17 protein-coding genes are annotated in these 25,182 nt (G+C 73.1%); 11 read left to right on the top strand and 6 right to left on the bottom strand.

Annotated elements, in window-relative coordinates; genetic code table 11:
- Nucleotides 1–51: 51 nt before the first annotated feature.
- The 8 genes from ACZ4TG_RS31780 (at nucleotide 52) to ACZ4TG_RS31745 (ending at nucleotide 8,423) form a co-directional block, all read left to right on the top strand.
- Nucleotides 52–843 (top strand): metal-dependent hydrolase, encoded by a 792-nt coding sequence (locus tag ACZ4TG_RS31780; RefSeq protein WP_468169501.1) that lies wholly within the window; start codon nucleotides 52–54, stop codon nucleotides 841–843.
- An 89-nt stretch (nucleotides 844–932) separates the two neighbouring features.
- Complete coding sequence (locus ACZ4TG_RS31775; RefSeq protein WP_468169498.1) at nucleotides 933–2,117, top strand: hypothetical protein; 1,185 nt, start codon at nucleotides 933–935, stop codon at nucleotides 2,115–2,117.
- Nucleotides 2,118–2,298: 181 nt separating this feature from the next.
- Nucleotides 2,299–3,126: a serine/threonine protein kinase gene (locus ACZ4TG_RS31770; RefSeq protein ID WP_468169495.1), complete on the top strand. Its 828-nt coding sequence runs from the start codon at nucleotides 2,299–2,301 to the stop codon at nucleotides 3,124–3,126.
- Complete coding sequence (locus tag ACZ4TG_RS31765; RefSeq protein WP_468169492.1) at nucleotides 3,095–4,543, top strand: serine/threonine-protein kinase; 1,449 nt, start codon at nucleotides 3,095–3,097, stop codon at nucleotides 4,541–4,543. The genes ACZ4TG_RS31770 and ACZ4TG_RS31765 overlap by 32 nt, the downstream gene beginning before the upstream one ends.
- A 279-nt stretch (nucleotides 4,544–4,822) precedes the next feature.
- Nucleotides 4,823–5,272: an RICIN domain-containing protein gene (locus tag ACZ4TG_RS31760; protein ID WP_468169489.1), complete on the top strand. Its 450-nt coding sequence runs from the start codon at nucleotides 4,823–4,825 to the stop codon at nucleotides 5,270–5,272.
- Nucleotides 5,273–5,353: 81 nt separating this feature from the next.
- Nucleotides 5,354–6,373 carry an LGFP repeat-containing protein gene (locus ACZ4TG_RS31755; protein ID WP_468169486.1) on the top strand — a complete coding sequence of 340 codons (1,020 nt, stop codon included), beginning with the start codon at nucleotides 5,354–5,356 and terminating at the stop codon, nucleotides 6,371–6,373.
- Nucleotides 6,374–6,386: 13 nt separating this feature from the next.
- Nucleotides 6,387–7,394, top strand: a complete 1,008-nt coding sequence (locus ACZ4TG_RS31750) for a hypothetical protein (RefSeq protein ID WP_468169483.1) — start codon at nucleotides 6,387–6,389, stop codon at nucleotides 7,392–7,394.
- Nucleotides 7,395–7,433: 39 nt separating this feature from the next.
- Nucleotides 7,434–8,423 carry an alpha/beta hydrolase-fold protein gene (locus ACZ4TG_RS31745; RefSeq protein ID WP_468169480.1) on the top strand — a complete coding sequence of 330 codons (990 nt, stop codon included), beginning with the start codon at nucleotides 7,434–7,436 and terminating at the stop codon, nucleotides 8,421–8,423.
- Between the two features lie 99 nt (nucleotides 8,424–8,522).
- Here ACZ4TG_RS31745 and ACZ4TG_RS31740 read toward each other — a convergent pair whose 3' ends face one another.
- The 4 genes from ACZ4TG_RS31740 to ACZ4TG_RS31725 all read right to left on the bottom strand — a co-directional run bounded on the left by ACZ4TG_RS31740 (nucleotide 8,523) and on the right by ACZ4TG_RS31725 (nucleotide 15,736).
- Entirely contained in the window at nucleotides 8,523–10,304 is a 1,782-nt protein-coding gene (locus tag ACZ4TG_RS31740) for an ABC transporter ATP-binding protein (protein WP_468169477.1), read from the bottom strand.
- Nucleotides 10,301–12,160: an ABC transporter transmembrane domain-containing protein gene (locus ACZ4TG_RS31735; RefSeq protein WP_468169474.1), complete on the bottom strand. Its 1,860-nt coding sequence runs from the start codon at nucleotides 12,158–12,160 to the stop codon at nucleotides 10,301–10,303. The genes ACZ4TG_RS31740 and ACZ4TG_RS31735 overlap by 4 nt, the downstream gene beginning before the upstream one ends.
- Nucleotides 12,161–12,310: 150 nt before the next feature.
- Entirely contained in the window at nucleotides 12,311–15,247 is a 2,937-nt protein-coding gene (locus ACZ4TG_RS31730) for an FAD-binding and (Fe-S)-binding domain-containing protein (protein ID WP_468169471.1), read from the bottom strand.
- Nucleotides 15,248–15,274: 27 nt separating this feature from the next.
- Nucleotides 15,275–15,736 (bottom strand): MarR family winged helix-turn-helix transcriptional regulator, encoded by a 462-nt coding sequence (locus ACZ4TG_RS31725; RefSeq protein ID WP_468169468.1) that lies wholly within the window; start codon nucleotides 15,734–15,736, stop codon nucleotides 15,275–15,277.
- 114 nt (nucleotides 15,737–15,850) lie between these two features.
- On the opposite strand from ACZ4TG_RS31725, the gene ACZ4TG_RS31720 reads away from it, so the two are divergent.
- Both ACZ4TG_RS31720 and mltG read left to right on the top strand, forming a co-directional pair.
- Entirely contained in the window at nucleotides 15,851–17,773 is a 1,923-nt protein-coding gene (locus ACZ4TG_RS31720) for an ABC transporter ATP-binding protein (RefSeq protein WP_468169465.1), read from the top strand.
- A gap of 62 nt (nucleotides 17,774–17,835) precedes the next feature.
- Nucleotides 17,836–18,711, top strand: coding sequence for an endolytic transglycosylase MltG (mltG, locus tag ACZ4TG_RS31715; protein WP_468169462.1), 876 nt, complete (start codon nucleotides 17,836–17,838; stop codon nucleotides 18,709–18,711).
- 42 nt (nucleotides 18,712–18,753) lie between these two features.
- Here mltG and ACZ4TG_RS31710 read toward each other — a convergent pair whose 3' ends face one another.
- On the bottom strand, nucleotides 18,754–19,842 hold the full coding sequence (locus tag ACZ4TG_RS31710) for an NAD(P)-binding domain-containing protein (RefSeq protein WP_468169459.1): 1,089 nt from the start codon (nucleotides 19,840–19,842) through the stop codon (nucleotides 18,754–18,756).
- A 722-nt stretch (nucleotides 19,843–20,564) separates the two neighbouring features.
- On the opposite strand from ACZ4TG_RS31710, the gene ACZ4TG_RS31705 reads away from it, so the two are divergent.
- Nucleotides 20,565–23,198, top strand: coding sequence for a helix-turn-helix transcriptional regulator (locus ACZ4TG_RS31705; RefSeq protein ID WP_468169457.1), 2,634 nt, complete (start codon nucleotides 20,565–20,567; stop codon nucleotides 23,196–23,198).
- A 92-nt stretch (nucleotides 23,199–23,290) separates the two neighbouring features.
- Here the strand turns inward: ACZ4TG_RS31705 and ACZ4TG_RS31700 are convergent, their stop codons facing one another.
- Nucleotides 23,291–25,024 (bottom strand): 3-hydroxyacyl-CoA dehydrogenase family protein, encoded by a 1,734-nt coding sequence (locus ACZ4TG_RS31700; protein ID WP_468169454.1) that lies wholly within the window; start codon nucleotides 25,022–25,024, stop codon nucleotides 23,291–23,293.
- Between the last annotated feature and the right edge of the window lie 158 nt (nucleotides 25,025–25,182).

The following is a 25,182-nucleotide window of genomic DNA, read 5'->3' as shown; positions in this document are numbered from 1 at the left end:
ACGAAACCGTCGACGGGGCCCGATCACCACAGAACCGGGGCGGGAACGACCATGATGGGTCCGGCGCACTCACTGTCCGGCGCGGCGGCCTGGCTGGGGGTGGGCGCCGCAGCCGCGGCGGCCGGACACCCGATGCCGTGGCCCGTTCTCGTCGTCGGGGCGCTCATCTGTGCCGGCGCGGCCCTGGCCCCCGACCTGGACCACAAGTCGGCGACGATCTCGCGCGCCTTCGGCCCGCTCTCCCGGGGCCTGTGCGAGGTGGTCGACAAGATCTCCTACGCCGTCTACAAGGCCACCCGGGCCCCCCGCGACGCCCGCCGCAGCGGGGGCCACCGCACCCTGACCCACACCTGGCTCTGGGCCGTCCTGATCGGCGGCGGCTCCTCCGTGATCGCGGTGACCGCCGACCGCTGGGGGGTGCTCGCGCTGCTCTTCGTCCACCTGGTGCTGGCCGTCGAAGGCCTGCTGTGGCGGGCGGCCCGGATGTCCAGCGACATCCTCGTCTGGCTCCTGGGCGCCACGAGCGCCTGGATCCTCGCCGGTGTGCTCGACCAGCCGGGCAACGGCGCGGGCTGGCTCTTCACCGATCCCGGCCAGGAGTACCTCTGGCTCGGCCTGCCTATCCTGCTCGGCGCCCTGGTCCACGACATCGGCGACGCACTGACCGTCTCCGGCTGCCCGATCCTGTGGCCGCTCCCGATCGCCGGGAAGCGCTGGTACCCGATCGGCCCGCCGAAGATGATGCGCTTCCGGGCCGGCAGCTGGGTGGAGCTCAAGGTGCTCATGCCCGTGTTCATGCTGCTGGGCGGAGTGGGCGGCGCCGCGGCCCTGGACTTCATCTAGGGGTGCCTCTGGGGGTGCCGAGGCGCTCTGTTCAGCGCGTGCCCGTACGGACATCATGTGAGCCGACGGGGCCGAAGCAGGGGGTTGGGATGAACGGGACCAGAACGCGTACCCGGTCGGCGCTGGTCGCCGCCGCCGTGCTCGCCGCACTGGCGGTGAGCCTGCCGGCCCAGGCGGCTCCCGCGGACGCGGCCGACGCGGCCGACGCGGCCAAGCGGTGCGCGCCGGCCCTCCAGGTGCTGGAGTCGCTGCCGGGCCCGGGCGAAGCCCCCTACCCCTGGGCGGCCACGACGGAGGTCAAGGACCTGGGCCCGCTCGGCCTCTCCGTCGGCCGCTCCCACAACCGGCCCGTCTACTGGCTCGGCAAGTCCGTCCACCGGGTTCCGCTGCCCGCCGGGTACACGGAGGGCGGGGTGGAAGCGGTCAACCGCTTCGGCGTGATGGTCGGCCGCCTCACCGGACCCGGCAAGCCCCAGGCCGCCTTCCGGTACGTACCCGGCGCGCGGGCCGTCAGCGTGCTGCCCGGCGGCGAGCAGGCGAGCGACATCAACGACAAGGGCCACATCGTCGGCTACCGGCGCGACGACGCCTGGCACGTGGTCGGCGTGGAATGGGTGGGCACCGCCGTCCGCCGCGAGCTGGCGCTGCCCCCGCAGATCACCGGGCTCGCCGACGTCACCGGCATCAACAACGACGGCAGGATCGTCGGGCGCGGCACCGGAGTGGCCGACGGCGAGTACTGGTACGAGACCGGCCTGGTGTGGCCGGCCGCCCCGGCGGCTCCCGCGCAGGAACTCCAGCCGTTCTATCCGGGCGACACCTACAGCAGCTACCGGCCCGGCGACATCGACGAGAAGGGCCGGATCTCCGGCACCTACGAGTACTCGCACCTGATCACCTCGAACGGTGTCACCTGGGCGCCCCCCTACACGGAGATGGGATCCGCGCCGAACCTCGGGGACCGCACCCGGGGCTCGTTCGAGGACGTCAGCCCGACCACCGGGGTCAGCGTCGGCACCGCCTCCGACTCCACGATGGTCGGCCCCTTCCCGCCGGAGACCGCACCGCCGTACCAGGCCACCCTCTGGAAGGGCGCGGGCCCCACACTGGCCCTGCCCCGCCTCGCCGCGACCGGCCACAGCGGAGCCTTCACCGTCTCCGACGACGACCGCGTCGGCGGCTTCGCCGTCGACGCCAAGGACGTGATGCACCCCGTCGTGTGGACCTGCGCGTCGAAGCAGGCCTACGAACCCGCGCCGAACCCGGCTCCGTGACCTTGATCGGAAACTGAAAACTGCTGGTCAGTGGCGGGATTCGGGTGGGGAGCGGTGCAGTTCGCGCCGTTTTGTCATCGGCGGATGGCCGATAGGCGACGGAGCCGATCCCGGGCGGCGGGGAGTCGGTAGGTTCCCGTGCGCGTGGACGTGCGCCGACGCGAGGGGCCGGGGAGGGACAGTGAGCGGGATAGTGATCCATCTGCCGCGGGGGAGCGGCGGCGCCGGCGGGGAGCCCTCCGGTGACGCGGTGACCCTGCGGCTCGGCCCGGGAGAGTCGGCGCGCTTCGGCCGGGGCTCCGCGACGACCCCGGTCGAACTCCGTCTCGACGACGCCGCGATCTCCCGGCTGGCGGGCGAGATCCGGGTGACCGACGACCACTGGCAGCTCAGCAACCACAGCATGACCCAGAGCTATCTGGTCGAGAACCCGGAAGGAGCGGGGGAGTACCTGAGGGTTCCGCCGCGCCGGGCGGGAGCGCCGATCCCCTTCGAGTTCTCCCGGGTCGTGCTGCCCACCCGCCGCGACACCACCCTCTCCTTCCAGGTGTTCGCGCCCGACCACGTCTACCTGGACCCGGACGGCATGGACGGCCAGTGGGGCAGGCACACCGTCACGGCGTACTCCCTCGACGAGACGGCCACGTACTTCCTGGTGCTGGTGGCGCTCTGCGAACCGCGGCTGCGCGACGAGTCCCCGGTCGCCGTCCCGACCACTCCCCAGATCGTCGACCGGCTCAGGGGCCACCCCTCCTGCGGCCGGCTGACCGCCCGGGCGGTCAGCTCCCACATCGACTACCTCGCCGAGGAGAAGATGCGGATCAGGGACCCGGCCGAGCAGGAACCCGGCAGGGGTGCGCGCCGCAACGGCAAACGGGAGGCGCTCGTCGGGCTCGTGCTGAGGTTCGGGCTCGTACGGGAAGAGCACCTCGCGTTGCTGCCGCCCCGGGACCTACTGCGGATCGGAGGAGGGGAAGGTGCGCGGCCCGGCCGACACATCGGGAAGTGACCGTACGGAACTGCTCCCGCCCGGCTACCGCGTCGGCGGCTGGGAGGTCACCGAACCGATCGGGGCCGGAGGCTGGGCCACGGTCTACGCGGGGCGGGCCGCCGACGACCCGGACCTCCCGGGCGGGGCCGTCCGGGGTGAGGTCGCGCTCAAGTTCCTGCCGACCGCGGGGCTCGCACCCCGCCAGGCCCGCAAGGTCGCGGAAACCGCCCGGCGCGAGGTCGAACTCGGCCTCCGCGCCGGCCATCCGAGGCTGATCCGCCTGCTGGACTCCTTCGTGCTCAGCGAACCGGACCACCCGTTCCTGGACGGGGCGATCGTGCTGGTGATGGAGCGGGCCCGGTGCAGTCTGCGCCATCTGCTCGAAGAGGGGGTGAGCCGGGCCGAAGGCGCCCGCCTGTCGGCCGAGGTCTGCGAGGGCCTGGCACATCTGCACCGCACCGGCTGGGTGCACGGCGACCTCAAGCCCGACAACGTCCTGCTCATGCCGGACGGTTCGGTCAGGCTCTCGGACTTCGGGCTCGCCACGGAACTGACCGGCACCCACGGCACCCACGGGTACGCGCCCCCGATGGGCACCTTCGACTACCTTCCTCCCGAGCGCTGGAAGGCCCCGCTGGGCGAGCTCGGGGTGCAGGTCCGGCCCAGCGCCGACATCTGGGCCCTGGGCATCATGATCCACGAGGTGTTCGCGTCCGGCGCCTCGCCGTTCCCCGGGGCCACGCCGATGGCGCGCGGCGCCGCGGTGCAGGAGTACGCCGCCGGCCGGGCGCAGTTGCGCCTGGACGGCGCGGTACCGCCGTTCTGGCGCGCACTGGCCGCCGACTGTCTGGCCCCGACCCACACCGAGCGCGCCGTGCACACCGCCGAGAGCCTGCTCGCGCGCATCGCCGCCCGGCCGGGCGCGGAGCCGGAGCACGGCGCGGAGCCGGAGCCCACCGCGGAGCCGCAGGCCGGCCCGGCGCGAACCGCCCGTCCGGCCACGCGCCGCCTGCGCGGGGTACGCGCCGCGCTCATGGCCCTCCTGGTCTGCGGGGCGGCCACGGCGAGCGGGCCGTACGCCGCTCTCGACGCCGCGTCCGCGCTGCCGGAGGGCGGCGCCGGCCGGATCCGGGTGTTCAACGCCGAGCAGGGCTGCCGGCTGCGTACGGACCGGCATCCGGAGTGCAGCCTCGGCATGGCGATCGACCCGCGTAAGCCCTACACGGCCGAGAACGTCGTACCGACCCGGGCGTGGCACGGCGACGTCCTGGCCGTCGACTGCCGGCTGTCCCAGGGGCCGGCCGTCATGGACGAGTCGGACACCGTGTCCACCGTGTGGTTCCGCGTCCGCCTCCCGAAGGACTCCGCGCACGCCACCGCCTGGCTGCCCGCCGTACGTACGAAGGACCGCCCCGAGCTTGCCGAGTGCGAGTAGGCCCCGTCCCCAGGCCCATCCCCGAGCCCATCCCCGCGCCCATCCCCGAGCCCGTCCGCACGCCCCGCCCGTACGCCCCTTTCCGTACATCCACGTGACCCCGCCGCCGGCTGTCTCCCCGCTTCGGCCGGCGGCGGGCGGAACCAGCCTGCCCGGGGCGCCGACCGCTGTCACTCCGGATCGTTCCGGATGCCTTGCCGTGCGTCCCCGCCGCTAGCTTGCGGGCTGTCGGTCCGCCAGACCGCGACGCAGCGGAAGGGAACAGCGCTCATGCGCAGCATGCGAACTCGAACTCTCCTGATCGGCGGGGCCGTTGCCCTTGCCTCCCTCACCCCGGTGTCCAGCGCCCTCGCGGCTCCCGCGGGTGCGAACGACGCCATCCAGAGCTTCCGGAACCAGGCCACGGGCCGGTGCATGGACGACACGGCCAACGGGTTCCGTACCTGGAGCTGCAACGGCAGCAATCCGCAGCTGTGGACCGTGCACGCCTGGGGCGACGGAACGCGCCAGCTGAGGAACCTGAACACGGGCCGCTGCATCGAGGACACCGACAACGGCTTCCGCACGGTGAACTGCGGCTCCGGCCCGGAGCAGAGCTGGTGGGTCAAGGTCTGGAACGACGGCACGGTCCGCTTCCAGAACCAGGCCACCGGACGCTGCATCGACGACAGCGACCTGGGCTTTCGCACCTGGGCGTGCAACGACACCAAGTTCCAGAGCTGGAACTGACCCCTTCCCTCAAGTCCGCCCACCGCAAGGTGACTTCCGAAGCGAAGGAGCAGCAACGTGCGTGGCACAGCCGCACGACGCGTGAGATCCAGAGCGGTGATCCTGCTCGCCACGACGGCCCTGTCGGCCCTGTCGGCCGTATCCGCCCTGGCCGTCCCGGCGTCGGCGCAGGGGCCGGCCGACGTGCCCGGTCCCCTGGGACACGCCGCGCCGGCCGAGGCGTACTGCGCCATCCCGCCGGACCGCGACATCTCGGTGACCCGCAAGGTCTACGAGGTCGGCCAGCGGATGAACGTGTCCGACAAGGTGATGCTCGCCGGCTTCGAGACGGGCTGGGTCGAGTCCCGGATGAACAACCTGGACTGCGGGGACCGGGACTCGCTCGGCGTCTTCCAGCAGCGGCCCTCGCAGGGCTGGGGCAGCCCCGAGCAGATCCTCGACGTGGACTACGCGGCGGGGAAGTTCTTCGAGGTGGCCCTGCAGATGGAGCCCGGCATGGAGGGCAGCACCCCCGGGCAGCTCGCCCAGGCCGTGCAGCGCTCCGCCTACCCGGAGAGGTACGACCAGGCGGAGGGCGTCGCCCGAGCCCAACGGGACGAGGCCTTCCAGCCGTTCGGCACGATCGGGGCCAAGTACGACAGCCTGGGTGGCCCGGGCGGCGCCCTGGGGTGGCCGGTCCGTGCCGAGGAGGCCGCCTCGCTGGGCGGGCGCTTCCAGCTGTTCCAGAACGGGATCGTCATCTGGCACCCGGACGTGGCCTACGCGGTCTACGGCGAGATCCGGGACAAGTTCTGGGCGACGGACGCGGAGCGGCGCTGGGGCTTCCCGACGATGGACGAGGCCGAAGCGGGACAGGCGCCGAACGGGACCCGGGGGCGTTACCAGTTCTTCGAGCGCGGGCTCTTCCTGTGGTCGCCGCAGACCGGCGCGCACCCGGTCCACGGGGCGATCTACGACGCGTTCAACGCCGGCGGGAACGAACGGAAGTTCGGCTACCCGGTCTCCGACGAGGAGGACGAGGCGGGCGGCAAGGCGCAGCGCTTCCAGAACGCCACGATCCACTGGAACCCCGCCAGGGGCACCTGGACCACCACCAACTGACCGGGAGACAGCCATGAGATCGCTGATCCTTCGCAGGGTGATCGGGGCGCTGACGCCCGTACTGGCGGCCGTCGCGATCACGTTCTCCGCGGCGCCGACCGCGAGCGCGTCGGAACCGGACGGTTCGATCGGGCGGGGCGAGGTGATGGACCGGGCGTGGTCGTGGATCGCCGAGCAGGTGCCCTACAGCCAGAGCGGCTGCCACGACAACCAGTTCGGTTGCTACCGCCCGGACTGCTCGGGCTTCGTGTCGATGGCCTGGCACCTGGGCACCTCCCTGACCACCTGGGGCCTGTGGGACGTCACCGCCGAGATACCGGCCGCCGACCTGCAGCCCGGTGACGCGCTGCTGCGCGACTCGGGCGGTACCGACCACGTGGCCCTGTTCGTCCGGTGGGCCGACGGAGCCCACACACAACCGGTGGTCCGAGAGGAGTACGACTTTGGGCACGTGGCGGAGGAGCGGGTGTGGGGCGACGGGCTCCGGGGCTTCTCGCCCCGCCGCTACCACCGGCTGGACGACCTGATGCCGTACGGCCGGATCGCGGCGAAGTACGACAGCCTGGGCGGCCCGGGCGGCGCGCTGGGCTGGCCGGTCGCGGGCGAGCGCGACTCCTCCCTGGGCGGGCGCTTCCAGGGGTTCCAGAACGGGATCATCATCTGGCGCCCGGACGAGGCCTACGCGATCCACGGCGAGATCCTGAACAAGTTCTGGGGGACCGACGCCGAGCGGCGCTGGGGCTTCCCGACGATGGACGAGGCCGACGCCTCCAAGGCGCCGAACGGGACCCGCGGCCGCTACCAGTACTTCGAGCGCGGGCTGTTCCTGTGGTCGCCGCAGACCGGGACGCACGTGCTCCACGGGGCGATCTACGACGCGTTCCACGCCGGCGGCCACGAGGGCGTGTTCGGCTACCCGGTCTCCGACGAGGAGGACGAGGCGGGCGGCAAGGCCCAGCGCTTCCAGAACGCCACCATCCACTGGAACCCGGCCAGGGGGACCTGGACCACCACCAACTGACCCGACCCCCACTCCCCACTTCCCGACCAGGAGTTCAACGTGAGCGAGCACCGCCCCACCCGCAGGAACGTCCTGAAGTCCGTCGGCGGACTCTCCGCGGCGATGGCCCTCGGGGGCGCCGGCGTCCTCGGCACGGCCTCGGCGGCCAGCGCTGCCGAAGACGGCTTCGGGCTGCGCATCAAGGACCGCAACGAGACCGACTCCCGCATGTGGTACTACCGGTTCGAGACCGACCAGATCGGCTGGAACCCCGGAGTCAACGTCCTGCTCCCCGACGACTACCACTGGAGCGGACGCACCTACCCCGTCCTCTACCTCTTCCACGGCGGCGGCACCGACCAGGACTTCATCACCTTCGACCGGCTGGGCATCCGCGCCTGGACCGCCGGCAAGCCGATCATCGTCGTAATGCCCGACGGCGGACACGCGGGCTGGTACTCCAACCCGGTCAACACCTTCGTCGGCCCCCGGAACTGGGAGAACTTCCACATCGGGCAGCTGCTCCCGTGGATCGAGGCGAACTTCCGCACCTTCGCCGAGTACGACGGCCGCGCCGTCGCCGGGTTCTCGATGGGCGGTTTCGGCGCCCTCAAGTACGCGGCCAAGTACTGGGGCCACTTCGCCTCGGTGAGCGCCCACTCCGGACCGGCGAGCCTGCGCCGCGACAACGGCGCGGTCGTGCACTGGGCCAACGTGTCCTCCGCGGTCGCCGACCTGGGCGGCGGCACGGTCTACGGCGCGCCGCTGTGGGACCAGGCCCGGGTCACCGCCGACAACCCGATCGAGCGCATCGAGAGCTACCGCAACAAGCGGGTCTTCCTCGTCGCCGGCACCAGCCCCGACCCGACCAACCCGTTCGACGGTTTCAACGAGACCCACGTACTCGCCGGCCAGCGGGAGTTCCGCGGCGCCCTCGACCGGGCCGGCATCCCGCACGAATGGCACGAGGAGCCCGGCGGCCACTTCGTCCGCGACTACATGATGATCGACGACCTCAACGGCATCATCGGCCGGCTCCGCAAGGCGTGACCCGTCCCGAAGCCACCGCCGGTTTCCGTACCGCCCGAGGCCGGGCGGTACGGAAACCGGCATCCGCCGTGGCCCCGGTGCGGAGCCACGGCGCAGGGGTCACCCGTGCCAGGAACGCCACAGCGCGGCGTACGCGCCGTCGGCCGCGACCAGCTCGTCGTGCGAGCCGAGTTCGCTGATCCGGCCGCCCTCGACCACCGCGATCACGTCCGCGTCGTGCGCGGTGTGCAGCCGGTGGGCGATCGCGATGACCGTCCGGCCGTCCAGCACGCGGGCCAGCGAACGCTCCAGATGCCGGGCGGCGCGCGGATCCAGCAGCGACGTGGCCTCGTCCAGCACCAGCGTGTGCGGGTCCGCCAGCACCAGCCGGGCCAGCGCGATCTGCTGCGCCTGCGCCGGGGTCAGCGCGGCGGCGCCGGAGCCGACCTCGGTGTCCAGCCCCGACTCCAGGGCCCGCGCCCAGCCGTCCGCGTCCACCGCGCCCAGCGCAGCCCACAGTTCGGCGTCCTGCGCGCCCGTCCGGGCCAGGCGCAGGTTGTCCCGCAGCGAACCCACGAACACGTGGTGCTCCTGGTTGACCAGCGCCACGTGCTCGCGCACCCGCTCCGCCGGCATCCGCGACAGCTGCGCACCGCCCAGGGTGATCTCCCCGGTCCGCGGTGCGTAGATGCCCGCCAGCAGCCGGCCCAGGGTGGACTTGCCCGCGCCCGAGGGGCCGACCAGCGCCATCCGGGTGCCGGGCGGGACCGCCATCGACACCCGGTGCAGGACGTCCACGCCCTCCCGGTAGCCGAAGTGCACCTCGTCCGCGCGCACCGCCCGCCCCGCCGGGGACACCGCGGCGTCACCCGTGTCGGGCTCGATCTCCCGCACGCCCACCAGCCGGGCCAGCGACACCTGCGCGACCTGGAGCTCGTCGTACCAGCGCAGGATCAGACCGATCGGGTCGACCATCATCTGTGCGAGCAGTGCGCCCGTGGTCAGCTGCCCCACCGACATCCAGCCCCGGAGCACGCAGTAGCCGCCGATCATCAGCACGGAGCCGAGGATCGTCACGTAGGTGACGTTGATGACGGGGAAGAGGACGGTCCGCAGGAACAGCGTGTACCGCTCCCACGCCGTCCACTCCTTGATCCGGCGCTCCGACATGGCGATCCGGCGCTCCCCGAGGCGGTGTGCCTCGATGGTGCGGCCCGCGTCCACCGTCTCGGTCAGAGCCGCCGCGACCGCCGCGTACCCCGCCGACTCCGAGCGGTACGCCGAGGGCGCCCGCCGGAAGTACCAGCGGCAGCCGGCCACCAGGACCGGCAGCGCCACCAGCGCGGCCAGGGCCAGCGGCGGCGCGGTGACGGCCAGCGCCCCGAACAGCAGCCCCGCCCACACCACGCCGATGGCGAGCTGCGGCACGGCCTCGCGCATCGCGTTGCCGAGCCGGTCGATGTCGGTGGTGATCCGCGACAGCAGGTCACCGGTACCCGCCCGCTCCAGTACGCCCGGCGGCAGGCCGACCGAGCGCACCAGGAAGTCCTCGCGCAGATCGGCCAGCATCTCCTCGCCGAGCATCGCCCCGCGCAGCCGGACGAGGCGGACGAAGCAGGTCTGCACGACGAGCGCTCCCGCGAACAGCAGCGCCACCGTGCCCAGGTGGAGTTCGCGGGCCCCCGCCGCAAGATCGTCCACGACCCGCCCCAGCAGGTACGGGCCGACCATGGAGGCGATCACCGCGACCGCGTTGACCGTCACCAGCACAGCGAAGGCCCGCCGGTGGCGCCGGAGCAGACCGCGCACATATCCCCGCACGGTCGCCGACGTGCCCACGGGCAGCGTCGCGGCCGATTCGGGGGCCGCCGGATCGTAGTCCGGGGGCGCCACGCCGATCATGCGGATTCCTCGATCTCTGTGAGTTCTTCTTCGAGTCGTGCCAGTTCGATGCGGGCGAGCCGCTGTTCCTCTTCGGTCTCGCGGGTGACGACCGCCCGGTAGCGCGCGTCGCCGCGCAGCAGCTCACGGTGCGTACCGGCCGGCAGGGCCGCGCCCTCGTGGACGAGGACGACCCGGTCGGCGCGGTCCAGCAGCAGCGGCGACGAGGCCAGCACCACCGTGGTGCGCCCCGCGCGCAGAGCCGCGATGCCGTCCGCGATCCGCGCCTCGGTGTGCGAGTCGACCGCCGAGGTCGGCTCGTCCAGCACCAGCACCTCAGGGTCGGTGACCAGGGACCGGGCCAGCGCGAGCCGCTGGCGCTGGCCGCCGGACAGCGACCGGCCGCGCTCGGTGATCCGGGCGTCCATGGGGTCCTCGACCCCGTCGGGCGCCGACTGGAGCAGCGCGTCGAGGACGTCGGCGCACTGGGCGGCGTCCAGCGCCGCCGCGGGCGTCACCGCTCCGGACGCCGGTACGTCGAACAGCTCGCGCAGCGTCCCGGACAGCAGCACCGGATCCTTGTCCTGTACGAGGACCAGCGTGCGGGCGGTGTCCAGCGCGAGTTCGTCCAGCGCGACCCCGCCCAGCAGCACGGAGGCCCCGCCGGCAGCGGTGTCGGCGGCGTCCGTCGGGTGGCCCCCGAGCCGCTCCGCGAGCCGCCCCGCCAGGTCCGGGTCCCCGCACACCACGGCGGTGAACTGCCCCGCCGGGACCAGCAGTCCGGTCTCGGGGTCGTACAGCTCCCCGCCCGGAGCCGGGGCTTGCGGGACCACGGCGGCCTCCGCTCGCTGCGCGGCTTCCTGCGCCGGCGCACCGGCGTCGGTCCGCGTCAGCGTCAGCACCCGGGCGGCCCGCTTCGCGGAGGGCCGCGAGAACGAGTACGCCATCGCGATCTCCTCCACGGACCGCAGGGGGTAGAGCAGCAGGGACACCGCGCTGAAGACGGCGACGAGTTCGCCGACCGCGAGCCGGCCGTCCAGGACGAGCGAGGAGCCGTACCAGACCACGGTGATCATCAGCAGGCCCGGCAGGAACACCTGGATCGCCGAGATCAGCGCCCACATCCGGGCACTGCGCACGGCGGCCTCGCGCACCTCCTGGGAGGCCGCGCGGTAGCGGCCGAGGAACAGTTCCTCACCGCCGATGCCGCGCAGTACCCGCAGGCCCGCCACGGTGTCGGAGGCGAGCTCGGTGGCCCGGCCCGCCTTCTCGCGCTGGAAGTCCGCGCGCCGGGTGGCGCGGGGGAGCAACGGCAGCGAGGCGAGGGCCAGCAGCGGCATCCCGACGGCCACGACCACGCCCAGGGCCGGCGCGTACAGCACCAGGCCGACGCAGACCAGCACGATGGCCACGGCCGCCGCGAGGAAGCGCGAGACCGCCTCCACGAACCAGCCGATCTTCTCGACGTCGCCGGTGGACACCGCGACGACCTCTCCGGCCGCGACCCGCCGGGTCAGGGCGGACCCCAGGTCGGCGGTCTTGCGGGCGAGCAGCTGCTGCACGCGGGCGGCAGCGGTGATCCAGTTGGTGACGGCCGTCCGGTGCAGCATGGCGTCGCCGACGGAGATGGCGATGCCGAGCAGCGCGATCAGGGCGCCGACGAGCACCAGCCGACCGCCGTCGCGGTCCACGACCGCCTCGACGCCGAAGCCCACCGCGAAGGGCAGTCCGGCGATACCGATGTGGTGCAACAGTCCCCAGCACAGGCTTTTGGCCTGTCCGCCGAGCTGATTGCGGCCCAGCCACACGAGGAACCGAGGGCCGGAGCGAGCGTCGGGTACCCCTGGGTCCGGATACGGAAGATCGCTGATCTGCATGACGCCCCATGACTGGTCGAGTGGTTCACAACCACACAAGGTTGGTCTTCCGGACCAGTCCGGGGCAATCGGTTTTTCCGTGCGCACGGGCTCGCCGCGGTGCGCTCCGCCGCCGCGCCGGACCACGTACGCGCAGCTCACCGGCGGGGCTCAGGGGCGGGTGGCGCGCTCCAGTTCGAGCAGGGCCGAACGGTAGCCGCGGCCGGTGGCCCGTTCCATGCCCACCTCGCACATCCGGTTCGCGGACAGGTACGCGTCGAAGGACCGCGCCGTCACCTCCGCGGCCTCGCGGGCGGTAGCCGCGGCGGTCAGCTCCGGGTGCAGCATCCCGCGGTCGCCCGCGAAGCCGCAGCAGCCCGCGTCGTCCGGGACCACCACCTCCTCGGCGCAGGCCCCCGCCACCGCCAAGAGCTGCGCCTCGTCGCCCAGGTGCCGCATCGAGCAGGTGGGGTGGAGCACCGCCGAGCCGACCGTGCGCCGGATCTCCAAGTGATCCAGCAGCTCCTCCGCCGCCCAGACCACGGAGTCCACGACGCGCAGCTGCGCGTGCAGCGCCCGGTTGTCGTCCGTGAGGTACGGGACCACCTCGTGGGCGATGCCCAGGGTGCAGGACGACGCGTCGACCACCAGTGGCAGCCGCCCGCCGGCCGTCCAGCCCCAGGCGGACTCCACGATCCGGTTGGCCATCACCCGGTTCCCGGCGTCGTAGCCCTTGGAGTGCCAGATCGTCGCGCAGCAGGTCCCCCTCACATCGCCCGGGATCCACACCGGCTTCCCGGCCCGCTCGGACACGGCGACCACGGCCTCCGGCAGGGACGGCCCGGGCTCGCCCTCCGGGCCGCCGAAGATGCGGTTGACGCAAGCCGGGTAGTACACCGCCGAGGCTCCCACCCGCCGGGTCACGGGCAGCCGCCGGGCCGCGGCACCGGGGATCTGCGGCAGCCACTGCGGCACCAGCTCCGGACTCACGGCCTTGCGGGCGGCCCCCGTCACCGCGTGCAGGAGCCGGTCTCCGACCCGGTCGCCGATTTTGTCGGCGGCGGCCACGGCGAGCCGGGCGGCCGCCTCGACGCTGCGGAACCGCCGCGCGGCCAGCTCGGCGGCGCGTTCCTCGCGCGGGCCGTGCCGGCGGTGGCGGAAGTCCCTCATCAGGGCGCCCGTGTCGATGCCGACGGGACAGGCGAGCTTGCAGGTGGAGTCGCCCGCGCAGGTGTCCACGGCGTCGTAGCCGTAGGCCTCCAGCAGCCCTTCGAGCACCGGGGAGCCGGGCTGCTGGCGCATCATCTCGCGGCGCAGCACGATCCGTTGCCGCGGAGTGGTCGTCAGGTCCCCGCTGGGGCAGGTCGGTTCGCAGAACCCGCACTCGATGCAGGGATCGGCGACCGCCTCCACCCGCGGAATCGTCTTGAGGCCGCGCAGGTGCCCGCGCGGGTCGCGGTCGAGCAGGATCCGGGGGGCCAGGACGCCGTCGGGGTCGATGACCCGCTTGGTGCGCCACATCAGTTCGGTGGCCCTGGGCCCCCATTCCAGTTCCAGGAAGGGGGCGATGTTGCGGCCGGTGGAGTGCTCGGCCTTGAGCGAGCCGTCGAAGCGCTCCACGGTGAGCCGGCAGAACGCGTCCATGAAGGCCGCGTACCGCTGTACGTCGGCCGGATCGGCGGCGTCGAAGGCGAGCAGGAAGTGCAGGTTGCCGTGGGCGGCGTGACCGGCCACGGCCGCGTCGAACCCGTGCTCCGCCTGGAGTTCCAGGAGCGCTTCGCACGCCTCGGCCAGCCGGGAGGGCGGCACCGCGAAGTCCTCGGTGATCAGCGTGGTGCCGGGGGCGCGGGCTCCGCCGACGGCGGTGACGAACGCCTTGCGGGCCGTCCAGTAGCCGGAGACGGTCTTCGGGTCGCTGGTGAAGGCGTTGGTCACCGAGGCCGCCGGCGCCACCAGCTCCAGCCGGGCGAGGACCTCGGCCGCGCGCCGCTCGCACTCGGCCCGGCCCGCCTGGTCCGCGGCCCGGAACTCCACCAGCAGCGCGGTGGTGTCCTTCGGCAGCCCCGCCCAGTCGGCGGGCACGCCGGCCACGCTGACCGAGGCGCGCAGGGTGTTGCCGTCCATCACCTCGACGGCGATCGCGCCGGCTTCGTTGAAGAGCGGCACGGCCGCCGCCGCTGCGGGCAGGGAGGGGAAGAACAGCAGGGCGGTGGTGAGTTCCCGTTCCAGCGGCAGGGTGTCGAAGACGACCTCGGAGATGAACCCGAGGGTGCCTTCGGAGCCCACCGCCAGCCCGCGCAGGATCTCCACGGGGGTGTTGCCGTCGAGGTACGCGTCGAGCCGGTAGCCGGTGGTGTTCTTGATCTCGTACTTGGCGCGGATCCGGGCGACCAGGGCGGGATCGGCCTCGATCTCCTTCTTGATCTCCATCAGCCCGTGGCACAGGGCGGGTTCGGCGCGCGCCAGCTCCTCGTCGGCCAGCGGGTCGGCGGTGTCCACGACGGTGCCCGTCGGCAGGACGAGGGTGAGGGAGGACAGTGTGCGGTACGAGTTCCTGGTGGTCCCGGCGGTCATGCCGGAGGCGTTGTTCGCCACCACCCCGCCCAGGGTGCAGGCGATGGCACTGGCCGGGTCGGGGCCGAGGACCCGGCCGTGGCGGGCCAGCGCGGCATTGGCCCGCACCACGGTGGTGCCGGGCTGGATCCGGGCCCGGAGGCCGCCGTCCAGCACCTCGACCCCGGACCAGTGGCGGCGTACGTCGACCAGGATGTCCTCACCCTGCGCCTGGCCGTTGAGCGAGGTCCCGGCGGCGCGGAAGACCACCTCGCGCTGCCTGCCGTGCGCGTACGAGAGCACCGCGGAGATGTCGTCGATGTCCTCGGCGACCACCACGACCTGCGGGACGAACCGGTACGGGGAGGCGTCGGAGGCGTAGCGGACCAGGTCGGAGACCTTCCACAGCACCTTCTCGGCGCCCAGCAGCTCCGAGAGGTCGGCGCGCAGCCGCTCCGGGGTCCCGGAGGCCTGCCGGTCGGGCACGCGGTCGGGCGAGGGGCCGCTCATGCCGCGCGGCCGCAGGGCGCCCGGCTCCGGTTCCAGCAGCGGCATGTGCGACCCCTCGGCTCGGCGGCGATCTCAGCAGACGCGCTCCGCCGGGGCGTCCGTCAGAGCGTTCAGCAGGCCGCCGAGCACCGTGCGCTGTTCGGCGGTCAGTGGAGCCAGGATCTCCTCTGCCGCGTCGGTCCGCGCGTTGCGCAGCCGGCGCAGCGTGGCGCGGCCGGTGTCGGTCAGCTCGATCCGGATGACCCGCCGGTTCGCGGGGTCGGGGGCGCGGCGTACGCAGTCGGCCGCCTCCAGCCCGTCGACCAGCGTGGTCACGGCGCGGGGGACCACCTCCAGGCGGGCGGCGAGATCCGCCATCCGGGGCGGCTGGGCGCCGTCGTAATGCGAGACCAGCCGCAGCAGCCTTGACTGGGCGGGAGTGATCCCGAGGGGTTCGAGATGGCGCTTCTGGATGCGGTGCAGCCGGCGGGTCAGGCGGAGCAGCTGCTCGGCCAGGACCCCGTCGGTGCTGTCGGTCTCGGAAGCGGTGCTCATGCTGCGGTCCTCATGACGGCGGTCCTCATGACGGGAAGAGTATCAGGACCAAATTCATTGTGAGTATAGGTAACAATGAGCTAAGCTCATGCGAGTCTCATCAGAAGGAGGCCCATGCGCCCCAAAGAACCCGAGTGGACCCCGGCGAAAGAATCCCTCGACCCCAGCCGCCCGGCCCCGGCGGACCAGCCCCGCGAGCTGCGCCGCATCGTCGGCCTCTTCCGTCCCTACCGCGGCCGCCTCGCCGTCGTCGGCGCGCTCGTCGGCGCCTCCTCGCTGGTCGGCGTCGCCTCGCCGTTCCTGCTGAAGGAGATCCTGGACGTCGCGATACCCCAGGGCCGGACCGGGCTGCTCAGCCTGCTCGCGCTCGGCATGATCCTCACCGCCGTCGTCACGAGCGTCTTCGGCGTGCTCCAGACCCTGATATCCACCACCGTCGGCCAGCGCGTCATGCACGACCTGCGCACCGCCGTCTACGCCCAGCTCCAGCGGATGCCGCTGGCCTTCTTCACCCGGACCCGCACCGGAGAGGTCCAGTCCCGCATAGCCAACGACATCGGCGGCATGCAGGCCACCGTGACCTCCACGGCGACCTCGCTCGTCTCCAACCTGACGGCCGTGATCGCCTCGGTCGTGGCCATGCTCGCGCTGGACTGGCGCCTCACCCTCGTCTCGCTCCTGCTGCTCCCCGTCTTCGTGTGGATCAGCCGGCGCGTGGGCCGTGAGCGCAAGAAGATCACCACGCAGCGGCAGAAGCAGATGGCTGCCATGGCCGCGACCGTCACCGAGTCCCTGTCGGTGAGCGGCATCCTGCTCGGCCGGACCATGGGCCGGGCCGACTCCCTCACCCGGTCCTTCTCCGAGGAGTCCGAGAAGCTCGTCGGGCTCGAAGTGCGCTCCAGCATGGCCGGGCGCTGGCGGATGTCCACCATCGGCATCGTCATGGCCGCCATGCCCGCGCTCATCTACTGGGCCGCGGGCATCGCCCTGCAGACCGGCGCCCCCTCGCTCTCCGTCGGCACCCTCGTCGCCTTCGTCACCCTCCAGCAGGGCCTGTTCCGGCCCGCCGTGAGCCTGCTGTCGACCGGTGTGCAGATCCAGACCTCGCTCGCACTGTTCGCCCGCATCTTCGAGTACCTCGACCTGCCGGTGGACATCACCGAGCGCGAGGACGCCGTGCGGCTGGAACGGGCCAGGGGAGAGGTCCGGCTGGAGGACGTGCACTTCGCGTACGAGGCCAAGAACGGCCCCACGCTGACGGGCATCGACATCACCGTCCCGGCCGGCGGCTCCCTCGCCGTGGTCGGACCCACCGGATCCGGCAAGAGCACCCTGAGCTACCTGGTGCCCCGGCTCTACGACGTGACGGGCGGGCGGGTCGCCCTCGACGGGGTGGACGTACGCGACCTGGACTTCGACTCGCTGGCCCGGTCCATCGGCGTGGTCTCCCAGGAGACCTACCTCTTCCACGCCTCGGTCGCCGACAACCTGCGCTTCGCCAAGCCCGACGCCACCGACGAGGAGATCGCCGAGGCGGCCCGCGCGGCCCAGATCCACGACCACATCGCGTCCCTGCCCGACGGGTACGACACCCTGGTCGGCGAGCGGGGCTACCGCTTCTCGGGCGGAGAGAAGCAGCGCCTGGCCATCGCCCGGACCATCCTGCGCGACCCGCCGGTGCTGATCCTCGACGAGGCCACCAGCGCTCTCGACACCCGAACGGAGCATGCCGTGCAGCAGGCCATCGACAACCTCTCCGCGGGCCGCACCACCATCACCATCGCGCACCGCCTCTCCACCGTCCGCGACGCCGACCAGATCGTCGTGCTGGACGCCGGGCGGATAGCCGAGCGCGGTACGCACGAGGAACTGCTGGCGGCCGACGGGCGGTACGCGGCCCTGGTCCGCCGGGACCGGGACGCGGCGGTGCTTCCGGAGAAGGCGCTGGACGGGAAGGCCCTGGACGGGAAGACGCTGAACGGGAAGGCGACGGCCGGGGCGGCCGGGGACGCCGTGCCGACACCGGTAAACGTGTGATCGTATGACCGCTCCTGGGTGAGATGCCGGGAATCTCACGCTCTGCGGGTTAGCGTGCCGGTATGCGCGATGAGTACCGGCCGCCACAGCGCCGCCACCGGCTCACCCGCCGGGGCCGACTGGCGCTCTTCCTCGGCACGCTCCTCGGCCTCGGGCTCGGGACCGCGGTCCTGATGCCGCTGCTGCCCGGCGAGGAGGCGCCCGAGAAGCCCCGTCCGCTGGTAATCCCCGAAGGCTGGCGGGCCCCACAGGTCTACGCCGCCGTGGACCGCGAGCTGAAACTCGCCGCGGGATCCACGAAGTCGGCGGTCGCCACGGCCGGACTGGCCCTGCCGCCGGAGGCGAAGGGCAACCCGGAGGGCTACCTTTTCCCGGCGACGTACCCGGTGACCTCCAAGTCCACCCCGGCCTCGGTGCTGGCGTACATGGTGCGGACGGCGAACCTGAAACTGGCCACCACGGCGGTGGCGGACGGCGCCAAGGCCCACGGGATGACCCCGTACCAGACGGCCACGCTCGCGAGCATCATCCAGGCGGAGGCCGACAGCCGCGGCGACATGGGCAAGGTCGCGCGGGTGGTGCACAACCGGCTGGCGAAGTCGATGCCGCTCCAGATGGACTCCACCATCAACTACGCGCTGAACCGCAGCACGGTGGACACGAAGCTGAGCGAGACGAGGATCGACAGCCCCTTCAACTCCTACGAACGCCAGGGCCTGCCGCCCACACCCATCGACAGCCCCGGGCTCGAGGCCATGGCGGCGGCGGTTGCGCCGACCCCGGGCGACTGGCTGTTCTTCGTCACCGTCAAACCGGGGGACACCCGCTTCTCGGCGACGTACGAGGAGCACAAGAAACACGTCGCGGAGTTCAACAGGTACCGCGCCGACGCCCGGCCGCCCGCCGGGACCGCGCAGGCGGGCCCGCCCGGCCGCTGAAACCACTGCCCCGCCGTGCCCGGAGCGGGGTTCCGGGCACGGTCAGAGCGCGCCCGTCCGCGCGGGTTCGCGGGCCAGCAGGCGGCGGATCTCCCGGACCGCCGCGCCACCGGCCCGGTTGGCCCCGATGGTCGAGGCCGACGGGCCGTAGCCGACCAGGTGGACCCGGTCGTCCCGGACCGCCCTGGTCCCCTCGACCCGGATCCCGCCGCCCGGCTCGCGCAGGCGGAGCGGGGCCAGGTGGTCGACGGCGGCCCGGAATCCGGTGGCCCACAGGATCACGTCGGCGTCCATCAGCCGGCCGTCGCCCCAGGCGACCCCGGTCGGGGTGATCCGGTCGAACATCACCCGGCGCTCCAGCACCCCCGAGTCCAGCCCCGCGCGCACGGCCTCGGTCAGGGCCAGCCCGGTCACGCTGACCACGCTCTGCGGGGGCAGGCCCCGGCGTACCCGCTCCTCGACCAGGGCCACCGCAGCCCGGCCCGCGGCCTCGCCGAAGTCGCTCTCGCGGAACACCGGGGGGCGACGGGTGACCCACGTGGTCTCCGCCGCCACCTCGGAGATCTCCAGCAGGTGCTGTACCGCCGAGGTGCCGCCGCCCACGACCACGACCCGGGCTCCGGCGAACTCCTGCGGGCCGGGATAGTTCGCGGTGTGCAGCTGCCGGCCGCGGAAGGTCTCCTGGCCCGGATACCGGGGCCAGAACGGCCTGTCCCAGGTGCCGGTGGCGTTGATCAGGGCCCGCGCCGACCAGGTGCCGGAGGAGGACTCCACCAGCAGCCGGCCACCCGTCCCCTCGCGTACCGCCGTGACGTCCACGGGGCGGCGCACGCGCAGGCCGAAGCGGTCCTCGTACGCCGCGAAGTACTCCCCGATCACCTCGGACGAGGGTCGCAGCGGGTCGGCGCCGGTGAGCTCCATGCCGGGCAGCGCGTGCATGCCGTGCACCTTGCCGTAGGTCAGCGAGGGCCAGCGGAACTGCCAGGCTCCGCCCGGGCGGGGGGCGTGGTCCAGCACCACATGGCCGATCCCCGCCCTCGCCAGGTGATAGGCGCCGGACAGGCCCGCCTGTCCGGCGCCGACGACCACCACGTCCACCTCTGCCGCGTCCCGCGCCGAAAATTCGTTCACGGTTCACCCAACCTGCGGTGCGGCCCGGATCTTCCCGGGCCGCCCGCAGCGCCCGGGGGCGCATCCGGCGCGGCCCTGTACGCCGGGGGAGCGGCAAACTCGGCCGAAAGTCGATGCCGCTGGTGGTCGGGGCCGGGTCGCCCCGGCGGCCTTTCCGACGAGCCCCGCGCCCGGTCCGCAGAGCGCTCTCTTCGCAATCGCACCGATCCTTGCTCCATGGCCGGCCGCCGCGGGATTGCGGACCCGTTCGGCGTCGACGCCCCCGGCGGGCGGTCTCCGAAGTGTTTGCGACTGGCGGGCGTGACGCTTGCGCCCGCTCCGGCTCCGCAGGGCCGACCTGGAGCCGGGGGCGACCTGCCGACCGGGTGCTCGTCGCCCGAGTCCGCTGCGCGGAGGTGGGAAGGGGCGGGTTTCAGTCATGCTGTGGCCAGATGCTGATCAACGGTCAGCTCTGACCTGCGGCGTTCGATCGAGCCCCGGACGCCCGCCGATCCTGGGTCCCGTAGTGAGGCCGAGGCGGCGCGGGAGCGCAGGTCGCCGGGCCGGGAGAGTCCCTCCGGACCCCGCCGTCCGCCCCGGCGGACGGCGGGCCGGGGCCGTTCGCAGGGTCTTTTGGCATGGTCGTGCTCCGGCGGAAACCGGCCTGTCACCCCGCTCATTTGCAGCCGTGACAGGTAGGTTGAAACACTCTTTCGAGGTTCGGAAAGACACGGGGGAACTGTATGGAGCTAGTTGAGCGAGAGGGCGCGGAACAGGTCCTGAAGGACCTGTTCTCTCAAGCGTGTGACGGCAACGGGCGGGCCGCACTCATCATCGGCGCCCCGGGCATGGGCAAGACCTCACTGATCCACCGCATTCAGGCGCACTCGGAGGCGGCCGGCGCGACCGTTCTCGGGGCCACCGCCTCCCGGGCGGAGCGCGACGTCCCCATGAGCGCGATCGGCCACCTGTTCGTCGCCGCCGATCTGACGCCGCACGAGGCCCACGAACTGTCCGCACTGCTGGAGCAGGCCCGCCGGTTCTCGGCGGGCCGCTGGGACCCCTCCTGCCTGCCGCAATCCCGCCAGATCGCGGTGATCGACGGCATCCACCGGCTGCTGCGCCGGCTCTCCGGCCGCGGCCCCATGGTCATCACCGTCGACGACACCCATGAGCTCGACCCCGCCTCCCTCCAGTGCCTGCTCTACGGAGTGCGCCAGGTCGGCCTGTCGCGCATCCTGGTGGTCCTCGGCGAACGGGCCGAAGTCCTGCATTCCGCCTCCGCCCTGACGTCGGAGTTCGTACGCAACCTCCAGTCCGCGCTGATCCATCTGACCCCGCTCTCCACGGACCTCGTCGCCGCCGAGGTCACCCGCCGGGTGGCTCCCGATGCCGACGCGGACACCCTGCGCGCCTGGCAGCGCGCGTCGGGCGGCAATCCGCTGCTCCTGCGCGCCCTGCTGACGGACCGGACGGCCGCGGGGGCCGGGGACCAGGTCCCGCACGCGGGCCGGGCCTTCCAGCTGACGATCCGCTACCTGCTCGACCAGCTCAGCGAATCCGTACGGGCCACGGCCTGCGGGCTCGCCCTGCTCGGCGACGCGGCCACCCACGGGCTCGTCGAACAGCTCCTGAACCTGCCGGGCGGCAGCGCCCGGGCGACGGTAGGGGTACTTGACACCCTCGGGCTGACCGCCCACGGCAGGTTCACCAGCGAGGCGGCCCGGACCACGGTCCTGGAGCACATGCCGCCCGAGTACCGGGAAGGACTGCACCGCCGGGCCGCGCGGCTGCTGTACCGGGACGGGGCCGCGCCCGCCGTGCTGGCCGGCCACCTGGTCGCGGGCGGGCCGCTGGACGACAGCTGGGCCGTTCCGGAACTGCTGCACACGGCCGACGGGGCCCTGCGTGACAACGATGCCGCCTGGGCACTGACCTGCCTGCGGGCCGCTCACGACCTTTGCAAGGACGAACGTCAACGGGCCTGTGTCCGTTCCGATCTCGCCCAGGCGGAATGGGAGGTGGACCCCGCCATGGTCCGCCGGCACCTGGACCGGCTGCTGGCCGACCACCGCGGCGGCAGCCTGGAGCCCCGGCACAGCATGCGGCTCATCGCGCACCTGCTCTGGCACGGCCGGCCCGAGGAGGCCGACGAGGTGTTCACGGACCTCGACGCCGACGCCCGCGAGAACCGGCTCGCGGCCGAGTCCCGGACGCTGCTGGAGACCATGCGCAGCTGGTTCGCCCACACGTATCCCGCACTCGGCGCGCGCCACGGCCGCGGCGGCGCACCGGCCGGGCGGGCACCCCTGGGGCGGGCCGCACTGGTGGATCCGTTGTCGGACGGGGCGAGGCTGCTGTGCGCCCTGCGGGGCGAGGGGCCGCCGGGGGACGTGGTGGAGAAGGCCGAACGGCTGCTGCAGGGCATGCTCTCGCAGAACGCCCCGGTGGCCGCCATGGGCGCAGCCCTCACCTCACTGGTCCACGCGGCCCGGCTCGACAAGGCGGCCGAGTGGTGCGACCTGCTGTTCCGCGACGCCGAGCGGCGCACACCCGTCGTACGGGCGATCCTCGCGGCCGCCGGAGCCTGGGTAGAGGCCGGACTCGGCAACTTCGACACCGCCAGGCGGCGTGCCGACGAGGCCCTGAGCCTGATCACCCCGGAGGCGTGGGGCATCGCCATCGGGGTGCCGCTGGCGGCGAAGGTGCTGGCGTGCACCGGCCAGGGGGACCAGGAGGCCGCGACGGAGTGCCTGCGGGTACCGGTGCCGGAGGCGATGTTCCAGACGGTACCGGGGCTGCACCACCTCCAGGCGCGGGGCCGCTACCACCTCGCGGGGGGCCGCTACCACGCGGCGCTCGGCGACTTCTACGCCTGTCGGGACCTGATCGCCGCGTGGGACCTGGAGATCTCCGGGTCGCTGCCCTGGCAGGTCCACGCGGCGGAGGCGCTGGTCGCGCTCGGTGAACCGGCCAGGGCCCGGGAGCTCCTCGTCGAGCAGCCGGCGCGGCCGGCCGGGAGCGGGCACCCGCTGGAGCACGCGAGGCAACTGCTCCAGCGCGGCGGCGACTTCGGTGTGCCGACCCAGCGGAGCCGGCTGTCGAACGAGCGGATCACCGAGCCGGTCCCGGACGGAGCAGCCCGGACCCAGACCCTGGAGCGGTTCGGCGACCAGCTGGCGGACAAGCTCAGCAGGGCCGAGCAGCGGGTCGCCGCGCTGGCGTCTCGGGGCTGCACCAACCGGCAGATCGCGGAAGAGCTGTTCGTGACGATGAGCACGGTCGAACAGCACCTGACCCGGACCTACCAGAAGCTCGGGGTGCGCGGCAGGTCGGACCTCCCCTCGGCCCTGGGCCAGGAATCGACCCGCTGTTAGAGGATCCCGCCCTCCGCCCGCGCACCGGTCCGGTCCGGTCCGCGGGCGGAGGCGGGGATACCCGCACAGGGCGGGGATGCCCAAGGGGCGTTTCACGGCCAGCAGTTGAAGCCCTGGCCGCTCTTGCGGCCCAGGAAGCCCCGGCGGACCAGCTCCACGAGCAGCGGCGGCGGTGCGAACCGCCGACCGCCGAACTCGGCGTGCAGGCGCCGCATGATGGCCAGCGAGACGTCCAGGCCGATGCCGTCCAGCAGGGTGAACGGGCCCATCGGATGGCCGAAGCCGTGCTGTACGGCCGCGTCCGTCTCCGCGATACCGACGTCATGGCGGTCCAGCAGCCGCACGGCGTCGCCCAGGTAGGGGAAGAGCAGGTGGTTCACGATGAACCCCGCCCGGTCCCCGCACTCGACGGCGGTCTTGCCGAGCAGCGCACAGAAGTCCCGGGCCAGCGCCACGGCTTCCTCGCCGGTCGTCGCCGTACGGGACAGCTCGACCAGCCGCATCGCCGGCGCCGGGTTGAAGAAGTGCAGCCCCAGCACCTGCCCGGGCCGCCCCGACGCCTCGGCGCAGGCGGCGACGGAGAGGCTGGAGGTCGTGGTCGCGAGCAGCGCGCCGGGCCCGCACGCCGAGCCGAGCTGTTCGAACACCGCCCGCTTCAGGCCGAGATCCTCCGCCGTCGCCTCGATCACCAGGTCGCTGTCGCCCAGCTCCGAGAGGCTCTCGGCGCCGGAGAGCAGCCCCAGCGCCCTGGCCTTGACGTCGGGCGTGATCCTGCCCCGGCGCACGGCGCGGGTCAGCGAGGCGGAAACCGCCTCCAGCGCCGCGTCCGCCTTGGCGCGGCTGCGGGCGACCAGGACCGTGCGCACACCCGCCGTCGCGGTGACCTCGGCGATGCCGCGGGCCATCGTCCCCGAACCCACGACCCCGACCAGTGCGACCCCGGCCGGCGTGCCGACCGGTGCCACCCCGGTGGTGCGCTCGGCCGGGCCGGCCGGCGCGCCCGTGTCCCCGTACGCGTAGAACCCCTGGCCGCTCTTGCGGCCCACGGTCCCGGTGCGCACCATCGCGGCGAGCAGCGGGGCCGGACGGAACGCCTCGTCCCCGGTGCTCGCGTACCAGGCGCAGAGCGCCGCGTGGACGGTGTCCAGGCCCAGCACGTCGAGCAGTTGGAGCGGCCCGAGCGGCAGTCCGCAGCCCAGGCGCATGGCCGTGTCGATGTCCTCCCGGGCGGCGTAGCCGTCCTCGATCATGGCGACGGCCCGGTTGAGGTAGGCGTACACCAGCGCCCCCGCGTCGCTGCCCGCCCGCGCGCCGATGGCTCCGGACGTGAGCCCCAGCGAGGCGACCAGCCCGTCCAGAACGGCGGCCGCGGAACCGCAGCTCATCGCGGTACGCACCGGCTCGACGCCGACCCCGGCCGCCGGCGGCTTCAGGCACCGCAGCCCCAGGGTGCGCGCGGGCCGCCCGGACGCGGCGGCGAGGCGGGGGAGGGGGAGCGAGGCGGTGGTGCTGACGAGGACCGTGGAGGCACCGCAGAGCGCGTCGACCGAGCGCAGCACCCCGCTCTTGAGCGCGAGGTCCTCCGGCAGCGCCTCGAAGACCACGTCCGCCCCGTGCACTGCGGTGAGATCGCCGGTCAGCACCCAGTGCGGGCCGCCCCCGGCGGCCGCCTCGGCGGTCTTCAGCCGCCGGTTCACGCGGGCCAGTACGTCGGGATCGCTGTCCACGCCGATGACTTCGTAGCCGCGGTCGCGCAGCAGCCGGAGCAGGGGTTCCCCGATCGCTCCCAGCCCGACGACGCCCACCACGGACGGATTCTCCGTCATGCGCACTCACCCCTCCTGCTGTCCTGGTCGTGTTCGGCGGTCGTCCGCTCCGGCCGCGGGCTTCGGAATCGGTTGATGGCGTCGAGGTGCGTGGCGCGCATCTCGTGGTCGCGGACGCCGAGGCCTTCTTCGGGTGCGAGGGCGAGGACGCCGACCTT

The sequence above is a fragment of the Streptomyces sp. NPDC028314 genome (assembly GCF_055565795.1).
The sequence above is the reverse complement of the archived record's forward strand: the minus strand, read 5'-3'. Positions and strand labels throughout refer to the sequence as shown.

Coding starts and splice junctions, on each gene's coding strand:
- ACZ4TG_RS31725 (WP_468169468.1), bottom strand. CDS start 15,736: ATGAGCACCGCTTCCGAGACCGACAGCACCGACGGGGTCCTGGCCGAG.
- ACZ4TG_RS31720 (WP_468169465.1), top strand. CDS start 15,851: ATGCGCCCCAAAGAACCCGAGTGGACCCCGGCGAAAGAATCCCTCGAC.
- ACZ4TG_RS31740 (WP_468169477.1), bottom strand. CDS start 10,304: ATGATCGGCGTGGCGCCCCCGGACTACGATCCGGCGGCCCCCGAATCG.
- ACZ4TG_RS31750 (WP_468169483.1), top strand. CDS start 6,387: ATGAGATCGCTGATCCTTCGCAGGGTGATCGGGGCGCTGACGCCCGTA.
- ACZ4TG_RS31775 (WP_468169498.1), top strand. CDS start 933: ATGAACGGGACCAGAACGCGTACCCGGTCGGCGCTGGTCGCCGCCGCC.
- ACZ4TG_RS31760 (WP_468169489.1), top strand. CDS start 4,823: ATGCGAACTCGAACTCTCCTGATCGGCGGGGCCGTTGCCCTTGCCTCC.
- ACZ4TG_RS31705 (WP_468169457.1), top strand. CDS start 20,565: ATGGAGCTAGTTGAGCGAGAGGGCGCGGAACAGGTCCTGAAGGACCTG.
- ACZ4TG_RS31700 (WP_468169454.1), bottom strand. CDS start 25,024: ATGACGGAGAATCCGTCCGTGGTGGGCGTCGTCGGGCTGGGAGCGATC.
- ACZ4TG_RS31730 (WP_468169471.1), bottom strand. CDS start 15,247: ATGCCGCTGCTGGAACCGGAGCCGGGCGCCCTGCGGCCGCGCGGCATG.
- ACZ4TG_RS31735 (WP_468169474.1), bottom strand. CDS start 12,160: ATGCAGATCAGCGATCTTCCGTATCCGGACCCAGGGGTACCCGACGCT.
- ACZ4TG_RS31780 (WP_468169501.1), top strand. CDS start 52: ATGATGGGTCCGGCGCACTCACTGTCCGGCGCGGCGGCCTGGCTGGGG.
- mltG (WP_468169462.1), top strand. CDS start 17,836: ATGCGCGATGAGTACCGGCCGCCACAGCGCCGCCACCGGCTCACCCGC.